At 68.0% G+C, this 19,347-nt stretch carries 19 protein-coding genes; 10 read left to right on the top strand and 9 right to left on the bottom strand.

All coding sequences use genetic code 11. The features are described 5' to 3' along the window. Window positions 1–48: 48 nt before the first annotated feature. The gene (locus tag BLU38_RS07935) at window positions 49–1,428 is read left to right on the top strand and encodes a UTP--glucose-1-phosphate uridylyltransferase (protein ID WP_197680036.1); all 1,380 of its coding nucleotides are present in this window, start codon (window positions 49–51) and stop codon (window positions 1,426–1,428) included. 97 nt (window positions 1,429–1,525) lie between these two features. Here the strand turns inward: BLU38_RS07935 and BLU38_RS07930 are convergent, their stop codons facing one another. From BLU38_RS07930 to BLU38_RS07915, 4 genes are all read right to left on the bottom strand, one after another. After that, window positions 1,526–2,176 (bottom strand): malonic semialdehyde reductase, encoded by a 651-nt coding sequence (locus BLU38_RS07930; RefSeq protein ID WP_091522600.1) that lies wholly within the window; start codon window positions 2,174–2,176, stop codon window positions 1,526–1,528. Window positions 2,177–2,245: 69 nt separating this feature from the next. Then, complete coding sequence (locus BLU38_RS07925) at window positions 2,246–2,866, bottom strand: LutC/YkgG family protein (RefSeq protein WP_091522595.1); 621 nt, start codon at window positions 2,864–2,866, stop codon at window positions 2,246–2,248. Beyond that, window positions 2,863–4,398: a LutB/LldF family L-lactate oxidation iron-sulfur protein gene (locus BLU38_RS07920; RefSeq protein WP_091522593.1), complete on the bottom strand. Its 1,536-nt coding sequence runs from the start codon at window positions 4,396–4,398 to the stop codon at window positions 2,863–2,865. The genes BLU38_RS07925 and BLU38_RS07920 overlap by 4 nt, the downstream gene beginning before the upstream one ends. A 61-nt stretch (window positions 4,399–4,459) precedes the next feature. Then, window positions 4,460–5,155, bottom strand: coding sequence for a (Fe-S)-binding protein (locus BLU38_RS07915; RefSeq protein WP_091522590.1), 696 nt, complete (start codon window positions 5,153–5,155; stop codon window positions 4,460–4,462). A 188-nt stretch (window positions 5,156–5,343) separates the two neighbouring features. Between BLU38_RS07915 and BLU38_RS07910 the strand changes: the two genes are divergently transcribed. Then, window positions 5,344–5,733, top strand: coding sequence for a hypothetical protein (locus tag BLU38_RS07910; RefSeq protein ID WP_091522586.1), 390 nt, complete (start codon window positions 5,344–5,346; stop codon window positions 5,731–5,733). A gap of 122 nt (window positions 5,734–5,855) precedes the next feature. Further along, the gene (locus BLU38_RS07905) at window positions 5,856–6,755 is read left to right on the top strand and encodes a LysR family transcriptional regulator (protein WP_091522582.1); all 900 of its coding nucleotides are present in this window, start codon (window positions 5,856–5,858) and stop codon (window positions 6,753–6,755) included. Between the two features lie 106 nt (window positions 6,756–6,861). Here BLU38_RS07905 and BLU38_RS07900 read toward each other — a convergent pair whose 3' ends face one another. From BLU38_RS07900 to BLU38_RS07885, 4 genes are all read right to left on the bottom strand, one after another. Then, window positions 6,862–7,629, bottom strand: a complete 768-nt coding sequence (locus BLU38_RS07900) for an oxidoreductase (protein WP_091522578.1) — start codon at window positions 7,627–7,629, stop codon at window positions 6,862–6,864. Between the two features lie 210 nt (window positions 7,630–7,839). Beyond that, window positions 7,840–8,475, bottom strand: coding sequence for an SAF domain-containing protein (locus BLU38_RS07895; protein WP_091522575.1), 636 nt, complete (start codon window positions 8,473–8,475; stop codon window positions 7,840–7,842). A gap of 111 nt (window positions 8,476–8,586) precedes the next feature. Next, on the bottom strand, window positions 8,587–8,949 hold the full coding sequence (locus BLU38_RS07890; protein WP_091532110.1) for an FmdB family zinc ribbon protein: 363 nt from the start codon (window positions 8,947–8,949) through the stop codon (window positions 8,587–8,589). 128 nt (window positions 8,950–9,077) lie between these two features. Further along, complete coding sequence (locus BLU38_RS07885) at window positions 9,078–11,303, bottom strand: DUF6351 family protein (RefSeq protein ID WP_197680035.1); 2,226 nt, start codon at window positions 11,301–11,303, stop codon at window positions 9,078–9,080. 206 nt (window positions 11,304–11,509) lie between these two features. Here BLU38_RS07885 and BLU38_RS07880 point away from each other — a divergent pair, with 206 nt between their 5' ends. From BLU38_RS07880 to BLU38_RS07850, 7 genes are all read left to right on the top strand, one after another. Beyond that, the gene (locus BLU38_RS07880; protein ID WP_197680034.1) at window positions 11,510–14,023 is read left to right on the top strand and encodes a penicillin acylase family protein; all 2,514 of its coding nucleotides are present in this window, start codon (window positions 11,510–11,512) and stop codon (window positions 14,021–14,023) included. Window positions 14,024–14,110: 87 nt separating this feature from the next. Further along, on the top strand, window positions 14,111–14,650 hold the full coding sequence (locus tag BLU38_RS07875) for a mycothiol transferase (protein ID WP_091522568.1): 540 nt from the start codon (window positions 14,111–14,113) through the stop codon (window positions 14,648–14,650). A 51-nt stretch (window positions 14,651–14,701) separates the two neighbouring features. Beyond that, entirely contained in the window at window positions 14,702–15,295 is a 594-nt protein-coding gene (locus tag BLU38_RS07870; protein WP_091522565.1) for a GNAT family N-acetyltransferase, read from the top strand. A 93-nt stretch (window positions 15,296–15,388) separates the two neighbouring features. Further along, window positions 15,389–16,882: an ArnT family glycosyltransferase gene (locus BLU38_RS07865; protein WP_157683287.1), complete on the top strand. Its 1,494-nt coding sequence runs from the start codon at window positions 15,389–15,391 to the stop codon at window positions 16,880–16,882. Window positions 16,883–17,067: 185 nt separating this feature from the next. Then, window positions 17,068–17,715, top strand: a complete 648-nt coding sequence (locus BLU38_RS07860; protein ID WP_231920229.1) for a class I SAM-dependent methyltransferase — start codon at window positions 17,068–17,070, stop codon at window positions 17,713–17,715. Window positions 17,716–17,741: 26 nt separating this feature from the next. Then, entirely contained in the window at window positions 17,742–18,098 is a 357-nt protein-coding gene (locus BLU38_RS07855) for a hypothetical protein (protein WP_091522558.1), read from the top strand. Window positions 18,099–18,222: 124 nt separating this feature from the next. Continuing rightward, window positions 18,223–18,732: a GNAT family N-acetyltransferase gene (locus BLU38_RS07850; protein ID WP_091522553.1), complete on the top strand. Its 510-nt coding sequence runs from the start codon at window positions 18,223–18,225 to the stop codon at window positions 18,730–18,732. Here the strand turns inward: BLU38_RS07850 and BLU38_RS07845 are convergent. Then, window positions 18,713–19,303 (bottom strand): ATP-binding protein, encoded by a 591-nt coding sequence (locus tag BLU38_RS07845; RefSeq protein WP_157683286.1) that lies wholly within the window; start codon window positions 19,301–19,303, stop codon window positions 18,713–18,715. The genes BLU38_RS07850 and BLU38_RS07845 overlap by 20 nt on opposite strands. Window positions 19,304–19,347: the final 44 nt, after the last annotated feature.

Raw genomic sequence — 19,347 nt, 5'->3', positions numbered from 1 at the left:
GATTGGCTGGTTGGTGGCCAATATCTCATGTCCCTTACGATCAGGCACATGAATGGTCTGACCCAAGCCCGGGAGAAGATGGCCGACGCCGGCGTGGCTGCCGAAGCGATCGAGGTCTTCAGCCATTACTACGAGCAGCTCGCCTCCGGCGCCACCGGCCTGATCGGTGAGGAGACGATCAGGCCGCTCACCGACCCCGACCGGCTGGCGGACGTGCAGATCAGCGACGCCGACCAGCAAGCCGCCTTCGCCAAGACGGTGATCATCAAGCTGAACGGTGGTCTCGGCACCTCGATGGGGATGGAGCAGGCCAAGTCGCTGCTCCCGGTCCGCGGTGACAAGACCTTCCTGGACATGATCGTCGGCCAGGTGCTCGCCGCGCGCAAGCAGTACGACGTGCCGCTTCCGTTGATCCTGATGGACAGCTTCCGGACCCGGGACGACACCCTGGCCGCGCTGCAGCCGTATCCGGAGTTGGCGGTCGACGGGCTGCCGCAGGACTTCCTGCAGAACCGCGAGCCGAAGCTGCTGAGTTCCGACCTGACACCGGTGGAGTGGCCGGCGGACCCGAGTTTGGAATGGTGCCCGCCCGGGCACGGTGATCTGTACACCGCGTTGCTGGCCTCCGGGGTCTTGAAGTCCCTGCTGGACGCCGGCTACCGCTATGCGTCGGTGTCCAACTCCGACAACCTCGGTGCCGCGCCGAGTCCGGAGATCGCCGGCTGGTTCGCCGCCTCCGGGGCTCCGTACGCCGCCGAGCTGTGTCGGCGGACCAAGGCCGACCTGAAGGGCGGCCACCTGGCCATCCGCAAGTCCGACGGACAACTCATCCTGCGTGACACCGCCCAGACCCCGCCGGAGGAGATGGACTACTTCACCGACCAGGACCGGCACCCGTTCTTCCACACCAACAACCTCTGGTTCGATCTGGAAGCGCTGCACCGCACCCTGGTCGAGCGCAAGGGCGTCCTCGGGCTGCCGTTGATCAAGAACGTCAAGACCGTCGATCCGTCCGACTCGTCCTCGCCGGAGGTGATCCAGATCGAGTCGGCGATGGGCGCGGCGATCGAGGTCTTCCCGGGTGCGACCGCGATCGTGGTCGGGCGGGAGCGCTTCCTGCCGGTGAAGACCACCAATGACCTGTTGCTGTTGCGCTCCGATGCCTACCGGGTCACCGAGGACGGGCGGATCGAGGCCGTCGGGACGGTGCCGCTGATCGATCTGGACTCGCGGTACTTCAAGAAGATCGCCGGTTTTGACGCGCACTTCCCGGCCGGCGTCCCGTCGCTCACCGAGGCGGACAGCCTGACGGTCAGAGGCGACTGGACCTTCGGCTCGGGTGTCCGCGTGGTCGGCGCCGCCGAGCTGTCCGACGACGGCACCCCGCAGACCGTCTCCGACGGCTCCACCATCGGCCCCACAGCCTGAAACCACCTTCCCGCACCAGTTACGTCTCTCCGCACCGCGTGTACACGGTGCGGAAGTACATAACTGGTGCGGGAAGGGGGTGTTGTGCTCCTGGCGGTCAGAGGACGGTGGCGACCTCGTCGAAGGACAGCCGCGGCTGACGGTCGAACCACGGGTTGTCGCCGGGCTTGCCGATGTTCACCACGACCAGCGCCTCGTGCTTGCCGTCGGGGAAGAACTCCTTGCTGACGGCCGCGGCATCGAAGCCGGCCATCGGACCGGCGGCCAGGCCGGCGGCGCGGACACCGAGGATGAAGTATCCGATCTGCAGGCCGGCGCTCAACCGGGCGGTGCCGACGCGGGCCTCGTCGTTGCCGGCGAACATCTCGCGGTAGGCCTCACCGGCATGCGGAAAGACCTTCGGCAGTTCGTCGTGGAAGTCGGTGTCGGCGGCCAGGATCGCGACCAACGGCGCGGTGCCGGTCTTGGCGCGGTTGCCTTCGCTCATCAACGGCAGCAGCCGCTCCTTGGCCTCCTGAGAACGGACGAACGCGATCCGTAGCGGCTGGCTGTTGGCCGCCGTCGGGGCGTACTTCACCAGCTCGTAGATCGCCTTGATCTGCTCGTCGCTGACCGGTTCGTCGGCAAACGTGTTGGCGGTCCGCGCGTTGCGGAACAGCAGATCCTGGGCGTCGGGGGTCAGCGCGAGCTGAGCGGCGAACTCGGCCTCGAAGTCGGCGAGCTCGGCGGATGTCGTGGTGTCGATCATAGTCGGTTGAACATTCAAGAGACGGTTGGATGTTCCGGCTATGTATTGTGACGATGGTCACGACCGAGGTCAGTCGGTGACGATCAGGACGACCAGGGTACGGGGTCCGTGGACGCCCTCGACCCGGTCCAGTTCGATGTCGCTGGTGGCGCTCGGGCCGGAGATCCAGGTCAGCGGGCGGGTGGCGTCCAGCCGGGCCACCGCCTCGGACACGGTGCCGACGATGCTGTCCGCCTCGACCACACACAGATGCAGATCCGGCACCAGACTGATCGCCCGCCGGCCCTGGATCGGGCCCGCGTCGAGCACGATGGTTCCGGTCTGAGCGATGCCGAGTGCGCTGCCGGTGACCACCGCGTCAACTCCGTCGAGATCGCCCGCGGCGAGATCCGGTGCGTCCTTGATCACCTTGCAGGTGACCGTGGTGAGCAGGCCCGGATCAAGATCATCGGGAACCACCACCGAGCCGGCCTGTCGGCGTCCCAGCTGGGCACCGATCGTGCGGCCCAGATCGGAACGCTGCACCGCGGTCACCTCGGCGCGGTAGTCGTCGACGCGTTCAGTGAACAACTCGATCAGCCCGTCCCGGTCCAGGCCGAGATCGCGGACGTAGTCCCGTGGCACCTCCGGCGCCGCAGCATCCCGGATCGCGCCCCGGACGGCGGCCAACACCTGCTCCCTGCTGCTCATCGGGACCCCTGTCCGCGGGTTCGCGCCCACCATTGATGGAAGGACTCCTTCGGCACCGGCGGCAGGTCGCGGCTCTGCGTCCAGCCACCCAGCATGCCCGGCAGCCGGCGTACGTATTTGGCGGCCGGCCCGACCGCGCCGGCGACCTTCTGGACACGTTCCAGCCGCCGGTGATCGGCGAAGGTCCAGGCCGCCACCCGCATCGCCAGCGCCTCTGGATCCGGGGCGGTGTGGTCGGCCTTCTCGTCGACCACCTCGGCCCGCTGTTCGATCAACACCGTCGGGATGTCGATCTTGACCGGGCAGGCCTCGTAACAAGCACCGCACAGGCTGGAGGCATACGGCAGGGCGGCGTCGTGCTCGTCGGCAACCCCGTGCAGCAAGGGATTCAGGATGGCGCCGATCGGTCCGGGATAGACCGAACCGTAGGCGTGCCCGCCGACCCGCTCGTACACCGGACACACATTGAGACAGGCAGAGCAGCGGATGCAGCGCAGCGCCTGCCGGCCGACATGATCGGCCAGCGCCCGGGTCCGGCCGTTGTCCAGCAGGATGATGTGCATCTCCTGCGGTCCGTCTCCGGGCGTCACACCGGTCCACATCGTCGTGTACGGGTTCATCCGCTCGGCGGTCGAGGACCGGGGGAGGACCTGCATGAAGACGTCGAGGTCGGCGAAGGTCGGCAGGATCTTCTCGATCCCGACCACCGACACCAGCACGTCGGGCAGGGTCAGGCACATCCGGCCGTTGCCCTCCGACTCCAGCACTACCAGGGTCCCGGTCTCGGCGATCGCGAAGTTGGCACCGGAGAAGGCGACCTTGGTGGACAGGAACTTCTCCCGCAGGTGCAGCCGCGCTGCCTCGGCCAGCCGTCGCGGCTCGTTGGTCAGATCGTCGGGGGCGGCGCGTCCGACTTCGCCCATCTTGTCCAGGAAGATCTGGCGGATCTCGTCGCGGTTGCGATGGATGGCGGGCACCAGGAAGTGGCTGGGGGTGTCGCCGCCGAGTTGCACGATCAGCTCGGCAAGGTCGGTCTCCCAGGCATGGATCCCGTTGTCGGCAAGGGCTTCGTTGAGTCCGATCTCCTGGGTGGCCATCGACTTGACCTTGATCACGTCGGTGGCCTCGTGCTGCCGGGCGATCTGCAGACTGATCCGGCACGCCTCTTCGGCGTCGGCCGCCCAGTGCACGGTGGCGCCGGCCGCGGTGGCGGCGGCCTCGAACTGTTCGAGATGTCGATCAAGGTCGGCCAGCGTGCTGTCCTTGATCGCTGCCGCCGAGGTGCGCAGCTGCTGCCAGTCGTCCAACTCGGCGACCGCCCGCTTGCGTTTGTCCCGGATGGTGTGGGTCGCTCGGCCGAGGTTGTTGCGGAGTTGATCATCATCGAGCGCGATGTGTGCGGCCTTGGTGAAGGACGGCATCCCCAGGAACGCGACTCCGGGCTGGGGTTTCAGGCCGACCTCGGTTGTTCGTCGCCGGGAGACCCTGCCGCGTCGTCGGGCAACCGGTTCGAGTTGGTGACCCGGTGTCATGATCAACTCCTCTCGTTCAGTCCGGGGCGTTCAGGCCGTGATGTTCAGTCCGTGCGGGCGTTCACTCTTGGGCTGCGAGGATCTCGGCCAGGTGCATCGACTTCACCGGGAGCTTGCGGCGGCTGGCAAATCCGCCCAGATGCATCATGCAGGAGGAGTCGGAGGTGCAGACGATCTCGGCGCCGGTCCTGATCACGTTGTCGATCTTGTCGCTACCCATCGCCGACGAGGTGTCGGCGTTCTTCAGGGCGAAGGTGCCGCCGAAGCCGCAGCACTGCTCGGCCTCGGGCAGTTCCCGCAGATCGATCCCTGTGACCTTGGACAACAGCTGGTACGGCCGGTCGCCGACGCCGAGCAGTCGCAGCGAATGGCAGGTCGGGTGGTAGGTGACGCTGTGTGGGAACGATGCGCCGACGTCGGTGACCCCGAGCACATCGATCAGGAATTCGCTGAGCTCGTAGGTCGGCGGCAGGTGTACGCCGGGCGCGACGTTGCTGCCGTGTTCGCGCAGCATCCCGGTGCAGGACCCGGACGGCACCACGACGGCGTCGGCGTCGGCGAAGGTGTCGGCGTAGCTGCGGACCATGTCGCCGGCGGGCCGGGCGTACCCGGTGTTCATGTGCATCTGGCCGCAGCAGGTCTGAGCAGCCGGAAAATCGACCTCGCAGCCGAGTCGCTCCAACACGGTGACGGTCGCGCGGCCGACGTCGGGGTACAGCGTGTCGGCCAGGCAGGTGACGAACAGCGACACCCTCACCCGACACCTCCTTGCGTCCAGACATGGATCGAACGCTCCAACCCTATGGCACCGGCCGCCGTGGCACCGGTCGGGGCGACCGAGCTCGACCCAGGGTGTGTCTCCCTATTCGGGTGGCAGCCCACACGAGTAAGGAGAACGCCCTCATCGCCGTACGATGACCGAGGAGTCGGGAGCGGAGGTGCGCGATGGCGCAAGGACAGGATGACGGCGCGGCAGGACCGGCCTGGCATCCGGCATTGATCTTCGCGATCACCGGCGAGCGAACTGCGGCCGGTACGTCACAGCTACGGCCCGACCTGGCCGCGGTCGGTGATCAACTGGCGGCGCGCACGGGCGGGTTGGAACAGCTGCGAGCCGACGTCCGGGCCCGGCGGGCGGCCGGGCGACCGTGGCCGTACCCGATTCCCGATGATCTTCGCCGAGGGCTGGGTGCGGCTCAGCTGCTGGCAGCGTTGGCCGAGTTGCGGCGTCGACTTCTGCTGGACGAACCGGAGCGCGCAGTGCTGAGCAACCGAGCGCCCGATGCCGACGAACGCCGACTGCTCGCCGACGTGCCCCCGCACCACGGACACTGAAGGCAGACCTCGGATCGGCGTCAGCGGCACTGAGGGTGGATCCAGGCTGAGGCTGGGGCCCGACCTCGGGCGAGCAATACTGGCAGCCGCCGACCGGAGCGCCGGTGAGGAGAGGGAGCCCGATGAGTCTTCGTCAATACGAGTACGCCCTGGCCGTTGCCGAAGCGGGTTCGGTGACCGCTGCCGCCGAGCTGCTCCGCGTCGCTCAGCCGTCGATGTCGCAACAGATCCGCGGCCTGGAACGTGACCTCGGCGTCGAACTGTTCGACCGCACCCCGACCGGACTGGTTCCTACCGCGATCGGGAAGGCGTTCCTGCGCGAGGCCGAAGTTGCGGTGAACGCCGCACGGCGAGCCACGGCGACGGCCCGCGCCGGAATCGGGGAGCTGACCGGTGAACTGGTGGTCGCTGCCCAGTTGGGTCTCGGCTCCCGACAGTTGCCGGGCGCGTTGGGTGCTCTGCGTCGGCGATTCCCGCGGCTGGAGGTCACCGTCTTCGAAGAGCCGAGTGCCGTCGAGCTGGACCGCCTCTGTCGAAGGGGCAACCTCGATCTCAGCCTGATGGCTGCCTGCCGTCAGTCCCCGGATGACGCCCATCGGTTGGGCGAGGAGGAGTTCGTGGTGGTGCTCGGACCCGGGCACCCCCAGCTGGCCGCGGACCGGGTCCCGTTGCGCGATCTCGGGGGAGCGTCGTGGGTCCGATTCGACCCGGACAGCGCGCTGGATGCCGTCCTGCGGGAGGCGCTGGGTGCTCACGATCTGACGCCGTCCACGGCCGCCCGGGTGTCCCAGACCGCGACTGCCGTCCGGTGGGCCGCGCAGGGCCTGGGCGCCGCGCTGGTCCCTGCCTCGGCGGTGCCGCCCGGTCATGATCATCTGGTCCGGGCGGTGTGGCCGGCGGTGACTCAGCCCGTGATCGCGGTCCTGCCCCGCGACGCCGGTCCCGGCGGTTCGGCACTGCTCGAACTGCTGCGCCGGGAGAGCTGGTCGGAGAATTCCGCACCGATGTCGGCGGCGTCCTGATCGTGCGTTCTTCGATGCGTTTCGGCGATCCGCGTGACCGGACGTCATGCCTTGCGCGAGCGGCGGCCGCGGAATTTCTTCGAGATCGATAGCCGACGCCGGCGCGTTATCGAGGGAATTCGCCGCCGTCGACGAAAAGATTGCTTCCGGTCAGCCATCCGGCCCGGTCCGACAGCAGGAACAGCACCGCCTCGGCGATGTCGTCGGGCTGTCCGTCCCGTCCCAGCGGCGGGCTGGTGACGTCCTGGCCGGGGCCGGAGCCCAGGTGCGCCCACTGCTCACGGGTCGCCTCGCCGCCCGGTGTTGCGGTCCGGCCGGGTGAGACGGTGTTGACCCGGACGCCGTACGGAGCCAGGTCCTGGGCCATCCCGCGGCTGTAGTTCTCCAGTGCTGCCTTGGCTGCGGTGTAGTGCAGGAACGGCGGCGCCACGGCCGGCACGGCAGCCGAGGAGACATGCACGATCGACCCGGCGCGCTGATCCCGCATTCCCTGTGTCAGTAGGGAATCCAGGCGTACGGCCGACAGGAAGTTCAGGTCCAGCGCGGCCCGCCAGGTTTCGTCGGTGATCTCTGCCGCGGCACGGTACGGACGGGCGCCGCCGACATTGTGAACCAGCAGATCCACGCCGCCGAGTCGATCCTGTACGGCCGCTGCGACGGTCTCGGCGGCGACCGGGGACTGGGCGTCGGCCTCGACGACCTGGACGCCGTCCGGAGCGTCCCGGGGCGCCGACCGCGCCGTCGTCAGCACCGTGGCGCCGGCCTGCTGGAGTCGACGAACGACCGCCGCGCCGATGCCGCGGGTGCCGCCGGTGACCACGGCCCGCTTGCCGGCGAATTCTTGCGTTCTGGATTCGGTCTGAGTGAGAGTCATGGCCGTCATTCCTTCCGGATATCCCGAGTTGTCGGCTCGACGGAATGCGGTCGCTGAGATCGTCGGCGATGACGTGTCGGAAATCCTGCTGCGACAGCAATTGATCGAGTGATATCACCGTACGTTCGGAATATCCGGCCGGGCAAAGACGAAATATCAGTAGCTGCCAGAGGGTCTTCCTATGGCATTTCGTGGGTGACGCGAAGAGCGCTACAGGAGCAGGCTGATCTGGCTCCTGGCGGCCGCGTCGGCCAGCACGGTGGCCTGCTGCCGATCGACCTCGACCAGCAACAACGACGCGGCATCGCGGTCGGTGCCGCCGAGACCACCGGCGCCGGACGTCCGCGGGATGGTCACCACCCGGACCTGCTCGGCAATCACCCGGGCGCCGGTGCCGGACTCCGGATCGGAGGCAACCACATCCACCCGGTCGCCGACCCGGAGCAACGCCAGCACCGCTGCGTCACCGATCCGCAGCGGGGTGATCACCAGGCCGGCGGCGGACTCCGGACGGGTACGCAGCACGCTCACCGAGGTCAGCACCGATCCTTCGCTCAATGGTGCGACCAGCGTCCGACCGACGATCGAATCGGGTCGGGTGATGGCGTCGACCGGCAGCAGGTCGCTGGAGACGTCCCTGGTCGTCACATCACCGGCGGTGAGCTGCTGGCCGCCGGTCAGCCGATGGGCTGCGACCGTCACCGTGGTGGTCGGCGGCGGGTCGGGTGTTGCCGCGGTGATCCCGAGAGCGGCAGCCGACATCGCGGCCAGCACGGCGAGCTTGCGCCGATGCCAGGAGATCAGCCGGATCAGATCGGTGAACGGGGAACTGCCGTGACGGGCCATGCAGCGACGGTACGAAAATCGGGCCGACCCGTGGCGTGGTTATCCACAGGCGGCCCGATTCGGGTCGTCAGTATCGCCGGCGCCAGCGATCGCCCAGCTCGCGCCGGTCGCTCAGTTCGCCGCAGCCTTGGCCGGAGCCTTGGAACTGCTCGACTCCGACGAGCTGGACCCCGAGCTGCTGCTGGACGAATCCGACTTGCCGGAGGAGGAGTCGGCCTTGGCATCGGAGGAGGACTTGCTGTCCGAGGACGAGCTGGAGGAGTCCGAGCCGTTGCCGGCGCCGACCTTGGTTCCCTTGCTCCGGTTGTCGGTGCTGTAGAAACCCGATCCCTTGAAGACCACACCCACTGCGTTGTAGACCTTGCGCAGCGCGCCGTGGCAATTGGGGCACTCGGTCAGCGACGCGTCGCTGAACTTCTGGACCACTTCAAGGTCCTGTCCGCACTCGGAACAGCGGTACTGATAGGTCGGCATCTGGGCTCTCTTCGGCACGAAGGTCTCGGGACGTAGCACAGCCGGTCGGCGCCGTGGCCGCACCAGCTGGCACTCCAGCATAACGACTGCTAACCGAAACCTATTCCTCGGCGCCCTGGACGGCACATCTAGCCGGCCCGTCCGAGCCGGTGATACTCACCCGGCTCCGGCCCGAAGGTCAGCCAACTGCCGGCCAGCTCCCGTTGTCCCTTGCCCGGCTGACGCCAGTCGCAGACGCCGTCGGGGAAGACCTCGCGCAGCCTGCCGAGCTGGTCCTCGGTGAGGGTCTTGCCGTACTCGTCGGGATCGACCGGCTTCAGGGTGCAGCCGATGATGTCGGCGCTCAGCGCCTCACCCGCCTGCAGTCGTGGTGAGGAGTAGGCGGGGTAGAGGTCGTTGCACCGGGTCTGACCGCCATACACCTGCGGCTCGGTGATCTTCGTTCCGTCCGGTGCCCAGCAGGCGTCCTTCAGGTCGGCCGGCTTGGCGTCCACGACCGCGTCGTGCCCGTGCCGTCCGGAGCTCCGGACCGCCATGATCCAGTCGTCCATCTGCTCGATCGCGTCGGCGGCGTGGCCGGTCTCGATGTTGAAGCCACCGGAACCGGGTTCGGTCCACCGCACCTGGTTGTCGGCGTCGCCTGCTGCCTTGATCAGCCGTTGCTCGATCACGAAGGTGTGATAGCGCATGTGGATGTCGCCGGACCCCGGTGCCTCGGTCCAGGCCCGGTCGTCGATGATCGGGATCTCGCTCAGACCGGCACCGGCGTTCAGCATCCGGCCGGTTGCGTAGGCTCCTGCGACCGCCTCCGGGTCAGCAGTGGTGCGTTCGGTGGTCGGGTTGAAGTCGATGTCCACACCGCCGACGCCGGCGTTCAGGTCGAGGAACTGATCGAAGCTGATCGAGCCGTCCCGGACCTGGGCCAGACCGTACTGCACTCCGACGTTGTCCACCGGCTGCCGACCGAACCCGCGATCGTCGACACCGTAGGCGCTCTTGCCGTGGTCCCACAGCGTCGACCGGGCGCCATCGGGATTGCTCACGGGGTCGTAGCGCAGGACCGCGGGGAAGTCGCCGATGAAGTCGGCGTCAGGGTCCATCCGGCGCGCCTCGCTGCTCATCGACGCGACGGCCTGGTAGGAGCCGAAGCCGGAGATCGCGGTGAGTTGTTCCTTGGTCAGCGCATCGGGGTTCTTGCGGGCGTACTGGTCGAGCAGTCGGGCGTCGAACAGCTTCTGGGACTGGTCGAAGCCGACGTCGGCGAAGCTGCAGCCGACCACGATGCCGTCCAGCAGGCCGGGATAGTTGTCGGCGATCTGCTGGGCCTGGTACGAGCCGCCGGAACAGCCGACGCCCATCGTGAAGGTCGGCAGGCCGTGATCCTCGATGAATTGCTCACGGGTCATCGCCATCGCCTCGGCGGCGATCAGGTCGTTGCAGTTCTGGCCGAACACGTTCAGTGAGTTGGACGCCATCCCGTAGCCCTGGGACAGCAGGTTGGGCGACAGGACGCCGCCGGTGCCGGTGCCCTGGACGTACCAGCCGCCGTGGCAGCCGCCGCCGAAGGTGTAGATCAACTTGTTGTTCCAGGCCGAGGTGCCGTCCGCCGGGTCGTCCAGGATGCTGCGCTGGGCGACGCCACGGTCGATGGTCGAGGTGTCGATCCGGACGATGAACGGCACGGTCCGGCCGTCGACGGTGATCATCTGCAGATCGTCCGGGCGGGATCGTTGATCATCCTGCGCGTCGGCCGGCAGCGCCTTCCAGGTGTCGGCGGCGGTCCGGTAGACGTAGTCGGTGCGCGGCTCGATCGAGCAGTCGTCGTCCAACGCCGGGCCGAGCGTGCTGCCGTCGGCGAGCTTGAACTTCTCGGTCTGACAGACGAACGGCTGCTCCGCCGGTCCGGCGAACACCGGGCCGGTGATCGGGTGGTTGGTCACCTTGAGCGTCGACCGCTGACCGGCTGCTGTCGCGACGATCGTCGACCGCCCGTCGGGCAGCCCGGTGAGCACACCTTCGAGGGTGTGGCGTCCGGTCGTCCGGAACTCGTCGGTGTGGTCACCGTCGGCGGTACGCACCCGGACCGACTTCGGGGAGGCGTTGCGCGGCACCGTGATCCGGACCCGGGCGTCGCCGCCACTGACCACCTCCGGTCGACTGGACAGTGTCTCGATCGCCAGCTCGTGGCCACCCGATCCGGTGGATGTCGATCCGGTGGAAGTGGCGGAATCGTCGGGGTCGGCGAGGGCTGGGGTCGGGGCGGCGAGTGCCAGCGGGAGAGCGATCGCACCGGCGCCGATGATCACCGCGAAGCGGTGCTTCCAATGGGGGAGAACCTTCGTCATTGAGGGCATTTCGGCATTCTTACCGGGCCGCTGCCCGGACCACAACCGGCCTGGAGGGTGGGGCTGCGCGGCACGCGGTCGGCACCTCGCCGCAGCCGGACTCGGTCGCCATATCCCGATATGCCTGGATCGCCGGCCACGCCGAGGCACTCGACCGCGCACCTGATCGCTCCCACCCGAACAACGAGACACGCCCCAGTGGGTACGCTGTGCCGGTGCGTCGGGTGCATCGGTGGATGCTTTTCGTGATCTTCGTGCTGGTGTTGATCATCGGCGCGCTGTCCAGCCTTGCCGTGACGACGGTGCGGTCCTCGTTCCCCGAGCAGGACGGCACCGAGTCGGTGCCCGGGCTGAACAGCCCCGTCCAGGTGGTCCGCAACGCGTCCGGGGTCGCCGACATCTATGCCGACAATGCCGAGGATCTCTTCGCGGCACAGGGGTATGTGCACGCCCAGGACCGATTCTGGGAGATGGACTTCCGGCGACACGTGACCGCCGGCCGGTTGTCGGAGCTCTTCGGGCCGTCCCAGCTGAAGACCGACGAGGTGATCAGGACACTCGGCTGGCGGCGGGTGGCCGAGCAGGAGTTACCGATGCTGTCATCGGCGACCCGGCGCTATCTGGACGCCTACGCCGACGGTGTCAACGCCTACCTGCGCAGTCAGTCCCGGTCGGCCCTGTCCTTGGAGTACAACGTGCTCGGGCTGACCGGGCTGGATTATCGGCCGGAACCGTGGACCGCGGTGGACTCGATCGCCTGGCTGAAGGCGATGGCCTGGGATCTGAGCAGCAACAAGGACGACGAGATCGAACGCGCCCTGCTGTCGTCCCGCTTCTCCAAGAGCCAGATCGCCGAGCTGTTCCCCGGTTACGATCTTGATCATTACCGGCCGATCGTCGGTGCCGGCAAGGTGGCTGGGGGTTCGTTCGACCCCGGGGCGAAGGCGGCTTCGGGACGACCGCCGGTCGCCGGGCCGGGGCAGCAGGCGGCGTTGACTCGTGCGGCCGGTGCGCTGGACGCGATCCCGGACCTGATCGGTCAGGGCGGGGCCGGCGGCGGGATCGGTTCGAATTCGTGGGTGGTCTCCGGGGACCGGACGACGACCGGCAAGGCGATGCTGTCCAACGATCCGCACCTGGCACTGTCGATCCCGTCGATCTTCGAGCAGATCGGGCTGCACTGCCGGACGGTCAGCGCATCCTGCCCGTTCGACGTCAGCGGCTACTCCTTCTCCGGGATGCCGGGGGTGATCATCGGCCACAACCGGGAGATCAGCTGGGGACTCACCACCTCCTACGTCGATGTGGAGGACCTCTACACCGAACAGATCAGGGACGGCAAGGCCAGGGTCGGCAACGACTGGCAGCCGTTGACGACCCGGGTCGAGGAGATCGCGGTCAAGGGTGAGGCGCAGCCGCGTCGAATCACCGTACGGGAGTCCCGGCACGGTCCGCTGCTGTCCGACGTCGATGATCAGTTCCGCAAGGTCGGCAGGGTTTCGGGCACGACGTACGCGGTGGCGTTGTCCTGGACGGCACTGCGCCCGTCCAACACGATGGACGCGATCTTCGCACTGGACCGGGCAACCGACTTCGCCGAGTTCCGCAGCGCGGCCCGACAGTTGCACGCGCCGTCGCAGAACCTGATCTACGCCGACCGATCGGGCAACATCGGCTACCAGTTGCCCGGCGACATCCCGATCCGCGGCCGCGGCGACGGATCCGTGCCGGTGCCCGGCTGGGACCGACGTTACGACTGGAAGTCCATGATCGACTTCGCGGCGCTGCCGTACAGCTACAACCCGCCCAGCGGCTACATCGTGGCGGCCAATCAGCCGATCGTCTCCGAGGACTATCCCTATCCGTTGTCGGCGGGCGAGTCCTACGGCTGGCGCAGTCAACAGCTGGCGAAGAGGATCACGGCCGCCGGCAAGATCGACCCGGACACCGCGGCTGATCTGTTCACCGATGATCATGTTCCCTATGCCGACGCGCTGCTGCCGGCTCTGACCGATGTCACGATCAGTGATCGTTGGATTTCTCAGGGGCAGGATGTGCTGCGCGCCTGGGATCGCCGTGACAGCAAGGATTCGGCCGGTGCGGCCTATTTCAACGTGGTGATCAAGAACCTGCTGAAGGCCACCTTCGATGATCAACTTCCGGCCGAGCTGCGACCGTCGTCGGGCGATCGGTGGTACGCCGTCCTCGCCGAATTGCTCAAGCATCCGAAGAGCGTCTGGTGGGACGACGTCCGGACCAAGGACGTGGTGGAGACACGCGACGACATCCTGGTCACGGCGCAGACCGAGGCCCGCAAGGACATCACCGCGTTGATGGCACGTGACCCCGACCGGTGGCAATGGGGCAAGCTGCATCGGATCACCGTGAAACATCAGGCCTTCGGCGAGATCGGCGGCATCGGCAGGCTCTTCAACCGCGGTGACATCCCAGCGGCCGGCGGTCCGGCGGTGGTCAACGCGATGGCCTTCGACGACCGCTCGAGTTTTGCCGTCACCAACGGGCCGACGATGCGGATGTTGATCAACTGGGCCGACCTGGACAACTCGCGCTGGATCAACCAGAGCGGCAACTCCGGACACGCCTACCATCGCAACTACGCCGATCAACTGCCGCTGTGGGCCGACGGCCGACTGCTGCCGTTCCGCTTCAGCAGGGCAGCAGTGCACCGGAACGCGACCGCCACCCTGACCCTGCGGCCGGTCACCTGATCGCCCGGATCCTGAGCCTGTGCCCGACGCGGTCGGCGGCGTACTAATGTCGGGATCGTCACCTTGCGTCGAGGGCAGGAGAGATCGATGAGTGAGACCGGATCGCCGAACGACACCGCGGCGCTGCGTGCCCTGGTGACCGACGCGTTCGAACGGGTACTGGAACTGGTCGAGGGCATCTCCGCCGACCTCAGCCCCGAACTGGCCGGCTACCGTCCCGATCCGGAAGCCAACACGATCGCCTGGCTGGTCTGGCACGCGGCACGGGTCCAGGACGACCACATCGCCGACCTGGCCGGTATCGACCAGGTCTGGCCGACCTGGCGCGACCGCTTCGCGCTGCCGTTCGAGCCGTTCGCCACCGGCTACGGGCAGAGTGCCGATGACGTCGGCAAGGTCGCGGTGAGCGGGGACCTGCTCGCCGGCTACTACCGCGACGTCCACACGCTCACCTCCGGCTATCTCGACCGTCTCACCGCCGCCGAATTGGAACGGGTCGTCGACACCAACTGGGATCCGCCGGTCACCGCCTCCGCCCGACTGGTCAGCGTCATCGGCGACACCACCCAGCACCTCGGCCAGGCCTACTACATCCGTGGCCTCGCCGAGCGCGCCGGCGTCGCCTGAACGCCGCTGCGGCTCGGTCCGCTTCCGAAACGTCTGCTGTTGAGTTCGGCCATGGGTGAAGCATGGGTGGAGATCTTCGACGCGACCGATGCGGCAGCCCAGGCCGACGCTGTCGCGGCGGTCTGGTGTGATGCGTTCGACCCGATCGACGACCTGGCCGAGTGGCGGGACACGATCTTCGATCGGCACCGCGGCCGCGAGGCGTACCGGCTCGCCGTCGCCTTCGACATCGATGGGCCGGTGGGATTGGCTTGGGGATACATCGGTCAGCGGGGACAGTTCTGGCCGGACCGGGTGCTCGACCGATTGGGCCGCGTTGCCGAACCCTGGGTCGGCGGTCACGTCGAGTTCGTCGAACTGGCCGTGTCCCGCAGGGCGCGGCGGCACGGGATCGGAGGGCGGCTCCACGATGCGTTGCTCGCTGCGTTGCCGAACCGGCACGCGTTGCTCGGCACCTCCTCCGATCCGGACGATCCGGCGGTGCGGCTCTACCGCTCCCGGGGTTGGGCGCCACTCGGTCTCCTGGACGCCGACGCGCAGGTGATGCTGCGCCCGCCGGACCCCGCGAGATCCCGTGACGGACGGGCGGCCCGGAGCAGCAGCCGTGCGGATCGGGTCGCGGGCGCAGAGCATCCCAGACGCTGAACGCCGGACCGGGCCGTTGCCCTGTGCCGGCGTGCGATCGTGGAACTTGTCGGCCCTAAGGTTCCGGAACGACGGCGGTTGGAGGCTGGTCGCGTGGAGAGAGCCGATGGTCGGTCAGCGCGGGTGATGGCAGTCGTGCCGGTGCTGGTCAGCGCCGCGGTGACCGGGCTGTTGTTGGTGATCAGCGGCCGCTACGGCTACCACCGCGACGAGTTCTACTACCTGGCGGCCGGGTTGCATCCGGCACTGGGCTACGTCGACCAGCCTCCGCTCACGCCGATGATCGCCCGGGCTGAGGTCGCGTTGTTCGGCTACTCGCCGACCGCGCTGCGGATCGCGCCGGCCATCGCCGCCGGCGCCACCGTCTACCTGACCGCCGCGATCACACGCGAGCTCGGCGCCGGCACGGCCGCGCGGGCACTCGCCGCCTGTTGTGCGGCGGTGTCGGCCTTTGCGCTGGCCACCGGGCACGTGCTGGCGACCAGCACCTTCGACCTGCTGGCCTGGACGGCGTTGACAGTGCTGCTGATCCGGGCGCTGCGGCACGGCGGACGTTCCTGGTTGGCCGTCGGCCTGGTCACCGGCGTGGCCCTGGAGAACAAGTCGCTGGTGCTCGCCTTCCTCGGTGCCGTGGTGATCGGGGTGCTTGCCGTCGGTCCACGTACGGTGTTCCGTGATCGATGGCTGTGGGTCGGTGTGGCGGTGGCTGTCGTGCTGTGGGCGCCGCACCTGGCGTGGCAGATCGCCAACGGCTGGCCGCAACTGGCGATGGCCCGGCAGATCGCGACCGTCGGCAACGGCGGTAGTGCACCGGCCTGGAGCTTCCCGCTCTTCCAACTCCTCGAGGTCAGCCCACTGCTGGTGCCGATCTGGGTTGCCGGACTGGTCGCTCTGATACGCGATCCGAGGCTGCGGTCGGTACGGGCGTTTGCCGTCGCCTACGGCGTGCTGTTCGTCATCCTGCTGGTCGGCGGTGGCAAGCACTACTACCTGGCCGGGATGTATCCGATCTTGTTGGCCGCCGGTGCCGCGCCGACCGTGCGCTGGATGCTTCGGTCCCGGCCGCGTCGGCTGTTGGTCGGGCTGGGCATCGGCGCGAGTGCGGTGATCGTTCCGGTGCTGATGTTGCCGCTGTTGCCGGTCAGGACCGTTCCGGACAATCCGGTCGGCGACATCCAGCCGATCACCGCCGAGACCGTCGGATGGCCCGAACTCGCCGATGCGGTTGCCGTCGCCTATCGCACCGTGCCACCCGAACGCCGACCGCAGACGGTCGCGCTGACCGGCAACTACGGAGAAGCGGGAGCGGTGGACCTTTTCCGCCGCCGGATGGATCTTCCACCGGCCTACAGCGGACACAACTCCTACGCACAATGGGGGCCGCCGCCGGACTCGGTCGACACGGTCGTCGCCATCGGGATCGAACACCAGCGACTGCGGCGATGGTTCGGTTCCGTACGCCGTGTGACGCGCGTCGACAACAGGCTCGGCATCGACAACGACGAGCAGGGCGCCGTTGTTTGGGTCTGCACCGGACGGCGGCTGCCCTGGCAGGTCATCTGGCCCGAGATCAGCCACCTCGGTTGAACGAAGGCAGGGCCCACCCGGCAGCGACAAGATCAACTGACCGAACCGTTGATCTCTGACTTGCCATAACCGCAAGTAGTAGTGCCAGACAGGCAATCACCGGCTACTCTCGCGATGGAGTCGACCCGGTGTCGGCAGAACGCGATGGAGAGGTGGACCCGATGGTTGCTCCCCATGATCGGAGAGTGCACGAACGAAGCCACGGCACCGGCGCCGCCGAAGACCACGCCTTCGACAAGGCCTACTGGGAACGGCATTGGAGGCAGCCGCACGGGGAAAGTGCCCCGGCCGGACAGCCACCCAACCCGTACCTGATCGACGAGGTCGCCGACCTGACTCCGGGCACAGCTCTCGACGCAGGATGCGGTGCGGGCGCGGAGGCGATCTGGCTCGCCTCGGCCGGCTGGCGGGTCACCGCCGCCGACATCTCGACCGAGGCCCTGGCCCGCGCAGCCGCACGCGCACCGGCCGATGATGCCGGCCCGCTGGACTGGATCCGGGCAGACCTCGGAGTCTGGGAACCGGAACACCCGTTCGATCTGGTGACGACCCACTACGCCCATCCGGCGATGCCGCAACTCGACTTCTACGAACGCATCGCCCGCTGGGTGGCACCCGGTGGCACCTTGTTGATCGTCGGTCATCTGCACGGTCGACATTCCGGTCACGGCGAGCAGCCACCGTCCGAAGCCTCGGCGACGCCGGCGACAGTGACGGCATTGTTCGCCGAGCCCCAGTGGGGGGTCGTCACGGCAGCAGAGCACAGCCGTACGGTGGTCGGCCGCCCGACGCCGCTGCAGGACTTCGTCGTTCGGGTCACCCGACTCAACTGACGATCGGCATCGGCTACGGTCGGACGATGCGGAAGCGGCGACAGCGTGGGACTCCCGAGCAGCTTCGCGAGGCGCTCGCGCAGCTCGATGCGGAGTCCTCCGGTGATGCGATCTGGACCTACGTCGGCCGAATCCTCCCGATCGCTCTCGGGCAGATCGCCGCAGTGATCGCCCTGGTCGTCATGATCATCAACGGGTTCGCCCGGCGCCGGCGCGGCTTCCGCTATCTCCTCACCAACCGGTCGACCGGGGTGTTCGTGATCCTTGCCGTCGTCGTCCAGACGACGAGGATCATCGTCGTCCGACGAGCACGGGATCAGCTCACAGCGGCGTATTGGCGGTCGCAACAAGGAGACCATTCGGCAGACGACGCCGAATCCTGATCATGCCGGCCGGCGGGTGATCCGACGATCGGCAACTCCTGCCAGGGCGGCGCATCGGGTGTCGGTGCAGGCCGATGACGGTGCCACTCCTCGCCCGACGGGCGGTGCAGGAAGAATGGCGCCCATGGCAGATACCGCGGCACCCACCGTCCGCGAGGCCGTTGCGGAGGACTGGCCGGCGATGTGGGCATTCATGGAGGGCATCGTGCGGGCGGGCGAGACATTCTCCTGGGACCGGGACACCACAGAGTCGCAGGCGCGGCAACTGTGGTTCGCGGACTCACCGGGGCGCCGCACCTTTGTGGCGGTCGACGCCGACGGGACCGTGCTCGGCACCGCCACCAGCGTGCGCAATCACCGCGGCGGTGCCTCACACATCGCCGGAGCCAGCTTCATGGTCGACCCGAAGCACGGCGGACGTGGCGTCGGTCGGGCCCTCGGTGAGCATGTGGTGGAGCAGGCCCGCCTGGACGGTTTCCGGGCCATGCAGTTCAACGCCGTCGTCGAGACCAACGAACGGGCCGTCGCCCTCTGGCGTTCCTTGGGCTTCGAGTTGGTGGGAACGCTGCCAGCAGGTTTCCGACACCCGGTACACGGCTACGTCGGCCTGCACATCATGCATCGGCCGCTCTGAGCGGCCGGTCGGTCAGTCGCGCCGCAGTCTGCTCGACGGCGACGAGGACCTGGTCGAGCGTCATCTCCGAGGTGTCGAGGACGTCGGCACGAGGCTGCTCCCGCCAGGACTCCCAGGCCCAGCGATGGCTCTCCCGGACGCTGTCCTCGCTCAGGGCTTGCACCCGACCCGGATCCAGCCGGCGGCGTTCGAGGCGGGTTTCCAGGCTGGGCAGCAGGGCGATGGTGATCGGCTGCAGTTGATCAAGCTCGTCCCAGACGCCGACCCAGGACGGCGGGTCATTCGGGCCGGCCGGCACCCGTGGCCCGGCGATCAGACAGTCGAAGCCCGAGTCGATGATGTGGGCCGCCGTCAGGGTTGCGATCCTGGCCGCGAATCGGTACTCCGTGCTGATGTCGTCGGCCGCCTGCAGCCGGCTCCCGCGGAACAGAGTGCCGCGCAGCTCGTCCCAGTCCATCGGTGCGGTGATCCGGGAACGTTGGGCCGCCCAGGCCATCGCCGTTGTGGTCTTCCCGGCCAGCGTCGGGCCGGTCAGGAAGATCACCTGTCCGCGCGGCTTGGACTCGCTCATGGTCCGCAGCGTCGCAGCCGGGCCGGCCGGCTGCAACAAGTTTC

Origin of the sequence: Microlunatus soli (assembly GCF_900105385.1) — a bacterium.
In the GTDB taxonomy this organism is placed as follows: domain Bacteria; phylum Actinomycetota; class Actinomycetes; order Propionibacteriales; family Propionibacteriaceae; genus Microlunatus; species Microlunatus soli.
Note: the sequence above shows the minus strand (reverse complement) of the source record. Positions and strands in the feature narration are given on the sequence as shown.

Bases quoted from the DNA above. Each gene is read 5' to 3' on its own strand.
- BLU38_RS07935 (WP_197680036.1), top strand. From the start codon at position 49: ATGAATGGTCTGACCCAAGCCCGGGAGAAGATGGCCGACGCCGGCGTG.
- BLU38_RS07930 (WP_091522600.1), bottom strand. From the start codon at position 2,176: ATGATCGACACCACGACATCCGCCGAGCTCGCCGACTTCGAGGCCGAG.
- BLU38_RS07925 (WP_091522595.1), bottom strand. From the start codon at position 2,866: ATGAGCAGCAGGGAGCAGGTGTTGGCCGCCGTCCGGGGCGCGATCCGG.
- BLU38_RS07920 (WP_091522593.1), bottom strand. From the start codon at position 4,398: ATGACACCGGGTCACCAACTCGAACCGGTTGCCCGACGACGCGGCAGG.
- BLU38_RS07910 (WP_091522586.1), top strand. From the start codon at position 5,344: ATGGCGCAAGGACAGGATGACGGCGCGGCAGGACCGGCCTGGCATCCG.
- BLU38_RS07905 (WP_091522582.1), top strand. From the start codon at position 5,856: ATGAGTCTTCGTCAATACGAGTACGCCCTGGCCGTTGCCGAAGCGGGT.
- BLU38_RS07900 (WP_091522578.1), bottom strand. From the start codon at position 7,629: ATGACTCTCACTCAGACCGAATCCAGAACGCAAGAATTCGCCGGCAAG.
- BLU38_RS07895 (WP_091522575.1), bottom strand. From the start codon at position 8,475: ATGGCCCGTCACGGCAGTTCCCCGTTCACCGATCTGATCCGGCTGATC.
- BLU38_RS07890 (WP_091532110.1), bottom strand. From the start codon at position 8,949: ATGCCGACCTATCAGTACCGCTGTTCCGAGTGCGGACAGGACCTTGAA.
- BLU38_RS07885 (WP_197680035.1), bottom strand. From the start codon at position 11,303: ATGCCCTCAATGACGAAGGTTCTCCCCCATTGGAAGCACCGCTTCGCG.
- BLU38_RS07875 (WP_091522568.1), top strand. From the start codon at position 14,111: ATGAGTGAGACCGGATCGCCGAACGACACCGCGGCGCTGCGTGCCCTG.
- BLU38_RS07870 (WP_091522565.1), top strand. From the start codon at position 14,702: ATGGGTGAAGCATGGGTGGAGATCTTCGACGCGACCGATGCGGCAGCC.
- BLU38_RS07855 (WP_091522558.1), top strand. From the start codon at position 17,742: ATGCGGAAGCGGCGACAGCGTGGGACTCCCGAGCAGCTTCGCGAGGCG.
- BLU38_RS07850 (WP_091522553.1), top strand. From the start codon at position 18,223: ATGGCAGATACCGCGGCACCCACCGTCCGCGAGGCCGTTGCGGAGGAC.
- BLU38_RS07845 (WP_157683286.1), bottom strand. From the start codon at position 19,303: ATGAGCGAGTCCAAGCCGCGCGGACAGGTGATCTTCCTGACCGGCCCG.